This window comes from Frankia tisae (assembly GCF_025403405.1).
In the GTDB taxonomy this organism is placed as follows: domain Bacteria; phylum Actinomycetota; class Actinomycetes; order Frankiales; family Frankiaceae; genus Frankia; species Frankia tisai.
Genome location: NZ_JANEZT010000422.1, coordinates 1 through 5,291, shown reverse-complemented (window position 1 = coordinate 5,291; position 5,291 = coordinate 1). Strand labels below are relative to the sequence as shown.

General features: G+C 74.1%; 4 protein-coding genes. All 4 read left to right on the top strand.

Annotated elements, in window-relative coordinates; genetic code table 11:
* Positions 1-691 (top strand): PP2C family protein-serine/threonine phosphatase (locus NBZ85_RS27175; RefSeq protein ID WP_261562865.1); only part of this gene is annotated, 691 nt, incomplete at its 5' end.
* Positions 672-1,985, top strand: coding sequence for a VWA domain-containing protein (locus NBZ85_RS27170; protein ID WP_261559915.1), 1,314 nt, complete (start codon positions 672-674; stop codon positions 1,983-1,985). The genes NBZ85_RS27175 and NBZ85_RS27170, both read left to right, overlap by 20 nt.
* Positions 1,982-2,533: an FHA domain-containing protein gene (locus NBZ85_RS32885; protein ID WP_261562864.1), complete on the top strand. Its 552-nt coding sequence runs from the start codon at positions 1,982-1,984 to the stop codon at positions 2,531-2,533. The genes NBZ85_RS27170 and NBZ85_RS32885 overlap by 4 nt, the downstream gene beginning before the upstream one ends.
* A gap of 261 nt (positions 2,534-2,794) precedes the next feature.
* A partial coding sequence (locus NBZ85_RS27160) for a tetratricopeptide repeat protein (protein ID WP_261562863.1) occupies positions 2,795-5,291 on the top strand: 2,497 nt, incomplete at its 3' end.

The following is a 5,291-nucleotide window of genomic DNA, read 5'->3' as shown; positions in this document are numbered from 1 at the left end:
GCCCACCACCGGCACCACTCGCGATACCGACACCACTCGCGGCACCGGCACCACTCGCGACACCGGTGCCACCCGTCCGCTCGGTCCTCGTCCCGGCGCGGCGTCCGCCCCCGGTGGGGACAGCGCCCGCTGGCAGGCGAGCGCCCTGCGAGCCGCCGCTGCCACCGCGCAACGCAGCGCCGTCGCGTCGATCAGCGGCCCGGACGACGCGCCGGCGTGCACCTTCGTCGCCGCGATCGTGACGCCGGGCCTGCTGGCGGTCGGCTGGCTCGGCGACAGCCGGGCCTACCTGGTCGACCAGTCCGGCGCGCGGCTGCTCACCGCGGACGACACGCTGGCCGCCGAGTCGGTGCGGGCCGGCCTGCTGCCACCGGAACGGGCCGAGACGGGGCCGGGCGCCCACACGATCACCCACTGGATCGGCACGGGCAGCACGTCCGTGATCCCCCGCGTCGCCGCGTCGGCGCTGAGCGGGCCGGGACGGGTCGTGCTGTGCAGCGACGGGCTGTGGAACTACATCTCGGCGGCGGGTGCCCTCGCCGACCGGATCGCCGAGGTGGCGGCGGACGCGCCGCCACTCGCGGTCGCCCGCCACCTGACGGCCGTCGCCCTCGCCCGCGGCGGGGGCGACAACATAACTGTGATAGTCATCGACATCCCCGGGGGCAACGATGATCATCTTCACCTGTGAGGTCAGCCAGAACGAGTTCCTCGCGGAAGGCGTCGGCGAGGTGCACGCGGTCATCACCGTGTCCGCCCGCGGCGAGGAGGCCGTCGGCGACGGGGGGCGGGCGGCGGCCGGGACGGTTCCCGGCGCCGCTCCCGGCGAGGCTCCCGGCGCCGCCGAGGTGATCATCCTGGACTGCTCCGGCTCCATGGAGTACCCACAGTCGAAGATCATCGAGGCGCGGCGGGCGGCGCGGGCGGCGATCGACACGTTGCCCGACGGCGTCGCGTTCGCCGTCGTCGAAGGCACCGAGCAGGCCCGGGTCGTCTACCCGGAGCGCCCGGTGCTGGTGGCGGCGACCGCCGAGACGCGGGCGGCCGCGGGCCGCGCCGTCGCCCGGCTGCGTCCCCACGGCGGCACTTCGATGGGCCGCTGGCTGCGGCTGACCGCGAAGCTCATGGCGTCCCGCCCGGACGCCATCGGCCACGCCATCCTGCTCACCGACGGGCAGAACGGCGAGAGCACGGCGGCGTTGGAGGCGTCGCTGGCCGCGTGCGAGGGCGCGTTCCAGTGCGACTGCCGCGGGGTGGGCGCCGACTGGCGGGTCGATGAGCTGCGCCAAATCTCCACCCGCCTGCTCGGCACCGTCTCGCTGCTGCGCGAGCCCGCCCAGATGGCCGACGACTTCCGCGCGCTGATCGCCAAGGCGCTCGCCCGCGGTGTCGCCGACGTCGCGCTGCGGGTCTGGACGCCGAAGGGTTCCACCACCCGCTTCCTGCGCCAGGTCTCCCCCGAGGTCGACGACCTGATGCCGCGCGCGGTCGAGGTGAACCCGTTCACCCGGGACCATCCGACCGGCGCGTGGGCGGCGGGCACCCGCGAGTACCACCTGTGCGTCGACGTGCCGCCGGCCGACGTCGGCGACGAGCGGCTCGCCGCGCGGGTGAGCCTGGTCGTCGGCACCGAGGTCGTCTCGCAGGCCCGTGTCCGCGCCGTGTGGACCGAGGACGCCGAGCTGTCGACCCGCATCGACGGCGTCGTCGCCCACTACACCGGGCAGGCGGAACTCGCCCGCGCGGTGCAGGACGGCCTCGCCGCGCGCCGCGCCGGGGACGAGGTCAGCGCCGTGACGCTGCTGGGACGGGCCGCGCGCATCGCCGCCGCGGCCGACGACGGCGCGATGCTGGACCGGCTCGGCAGGGTCGTCGAGATCGACGACCCGGTGACCGGTTCGGTCCGGCTGCGCCGCGACGTGGAGAAGCTCGACGAGATGGATCTCGACGCGGGTTCGACGCTGACGGTTCCCGCCAAGAGGTGAGGCCGGAGAACTGCCCGCTCTGCGGGCGCCCGCGTCGCGGGGTGGGGACGCACTGCCCGGCCTGCGACCACAACTTCCACACCGGCACCGGCCCGCTACCGGCGAAGGCCGTCCCCCTGCGGGCCGGGCGCTGGAACGCGCGGATCTCCGTCGACCGGGTGTTCTTCGAACGGGGAGACGACTTCGAACGGGGAGACGACGCGGGCGCGCCCGCCTTCCCCGAGCGGTCTCGTCCGGTGACCGTCGAGCTGACCACATCACGGACCGTCATCGGCCGGCGCAGCCGCAGTCAGCGCACCCCGCCGGGCCTCGACCTGTCCGGCGACCTGGGGGATCCCGGGGTCTCCCGCTCCCACGCCGCCCTGGAGCTGACGGCGGACGGCTCCCTGCGCATCACCGACCTGGGCTCGTCGAACGGCACCTGGGTCGGCCCGGACCCGGGCCATCTGGTCCGCCTGACGCCGGGCGGCGCCGTGGCACTCGACGACGGCGACCGCGTCTACCTCGGTTCCTGGACCCGGATCACCGTCCACCGCCGAGACGAGTGAGGCGGGTAGCCTGCCCCTTCCCGCCCCTACCTGACCGAAAAGTTAGGGATCTGTTACGGTTTCACCGATTTCCGGTGACTGCTGCCAAGCAGCGTCGCCCGCGTCGCATTTCCCACCAGCCAATTTCCCACAGCCGGCCAGCCGGCCACCCCGCGAGAAGGGGCTTGTTTTTACGCCGTTGTGCCAGCCGACCCTCGGCCGCTGTAGGTCACAGCGGCGGGGCATGAAGCGCCATGTCCTTTTCTGGCAGGCTCTATTGTCGTGCGATCTACCCGACCGCTCGCGGTCGACGAGGCCGGTACCGCCCAGCCGGGTACCCACTTTTTCCTTTCGTACGCCGGCCCGGATGAGAACTGGGTCACCTGGATCAGCGACATTCTCGAGTCTGCCGGCCGCACTGTGCGGGTGCAGCCTTCCGAATCGCCCGGCGGGCAGTACGTCGTTTCCGATATCAGCGCCGAGGCGGCGCGGGCGGAACGCGTCCTCGTCGTTTGTTCCCCAGCCCTCTTCGACGCCCCCTGGTGCACCTTGGAGTGGGTCGCGGCGCTGGCGGCGCGGCCCACTCTCCTGATCCGGGTGACCGACGACCCGGTCCCCGAGGTGCTGGCGACCGTCCACCGCGTCGACCTGTTCGGTGTCGACGCGGCCGCCGCCGCCCAGCGGCTCCTGGACGCCGTCGCCGCGCCCGGCGGCCCCCGCCCGGCGGGGCCCGATCCCGACGCGCCGGTCGCCTCCTTCCCTGCTCTGCTGCCCGCGGGGTGGAATGTGCCAGGCCGGGACCGGCTGGTCGTCGAACGCGCCACGCTGCTGGGCGATGTCCGCCGGGCCCTGACCGGCGGCCCGGTGCCGGCTGTCGTGTTGCGCGGCACCGCCGGCTGCGGACGCACCCAGCTCGCGGTCGAGTACGCCCACCGGCACGCGCCGGAGTACGGCCTGGTCCGGTGGATGGACGCGGGGCAGCTTCCGCTGCTCGGCCAGCAGATCGCCGCGCTCGCCGGGCTGTTGGCGCTGCCGACCGGCGCCGGCGCCGGCGTCGACGAGACGGTCGGTGCCGTCCTGGCCGAGCTGAACCGGCGTGAACGCTGGCTGCTGGTGTTCGACGACGCCCACGACGCGCCGGGGTTGTGGCGGTGGTTGGACCAGTCGCTACCGGCCCGTTCGGGCCATCTGCTACTGATCGACGCCGACGCCGACGGGAGGGCGCGGCGCGCCGGCCCGGTGCCGACGGTGGAGGTCGGGCCCCTGCCCCGCGAGCAATCCGTCGCCCTGCTGACCGCCCGGCGACCCGGCCTGGACTCCGGTGTCGCCGATGCCGTCGCCGCCCGACTCGCCGACCAGCCGCTGGCGGTGGCTCTGGCCGCCCGGCTGCTCGCCCAGGAGGATCGCGACCCGCGGGACTTCCTCACCGACCGTCAGGACCACAACCTGAACAGCACCCCGGTCGAGCTGTGCTGGTCGCTGTTCCAGGAACGGTTCGCCCTGTCGGCACCGACGACCGTGCGGCTGCTGGAACTGTGCTCCCTGCTCGCGCCGGCGCAGGTGCCCCTGTCTCTGTTACGTGCGGCGAGTCCGCCACCGCGCCGAGGGTGGATCGGGCACCACCACCACAAGCGCCACGGCGACGACGGCGAACGGGACCTGCACCGGATCGTCGCGATCGCCGTCGACCATGGCCTGGCCCGGCGCGCCGGGGACAGCATCGTCCTGCACGCTCTGGTGCGCGACGCGGTCGCCGCGAGGCTGACCCCGCGCCGGCGCCGCGAGCTCGGCGACCTCGCCGGACGGCTGCTCGCGGCGGCATACCCGCAGAGCCCGACAGACCGCCCGGTCTGGTCCGCGCAGGCACCTGTCGTCCCGCACCTGCTGGCGGCCCTGGACACCCTCGACGATCCCGACGACCCGCACCAGCTCCACGCCTGGGCGGACGTCCACTGCTCCCACCTGTACGCCCGGGGTGCCTACGCCGCAGCCGAGTACCTCGCCCGCGACCTGTATCGCCGGAACCTCAAACGATTCGGCCCGGACAATCGCGACACGCTGGCCAGCGCGAACAACCTGGCCGTCGCACTGCTCGCGGTCGGGCAGCGCCGGGCGGCGCAGGAGGTGGAGCGGGACACGTTGGCCCGGCGGGGCCACTTCCTCGGCGAGAACCATCCGGACACCCTCGCGACCGCCGCCAACCTGGCGATCGTGCTGTGGGAGCTGGGTGAACACGAGGCCGCTCGCGGCCTGCACGCCGACACCGTCGCCCGGTCCCGCGCGGCCCTCGGCGAGGACCACCCCGACACCCTCGCCCGCGCCCACCAGCTCGCCGGGCGCCTCGGCGCCGTCGGCGACCTGGCGAACGCGCAGGCTCTCACCGAGGACGTGCTGGCCCGCCGACGCCGCCTGCTCGGCGACGACCACCCCGAGACCCTCGACACGACCGCCGATCTGGCCGCCCTCCTACGAGGACTCGGCCGGTTCCGAACCGCTCGCGCGCTCGACGAGGACCTGCTCGACCGGCTACGCCGATTACTCGGCGACGACCATCCCGACGTCCTCGCCTTCGCCAGCCGGCTCGCGACCAACCTGGACGATCTCGGCGAGTTCCAGTCCGCCCGACGGCTCACCGAGGAGGTGCTGGCCCGGCGCCGGCGCCTGCTCGGCGACGACCATCCCGACACCCTGGCCTCGGCACACAGCCTGGCCGCCAGCCTGTCGGCGAGCGGTGACTACCGCGGGGCGCAGGAGCTGTTCGAGGAGGCGTTGCTGTCTC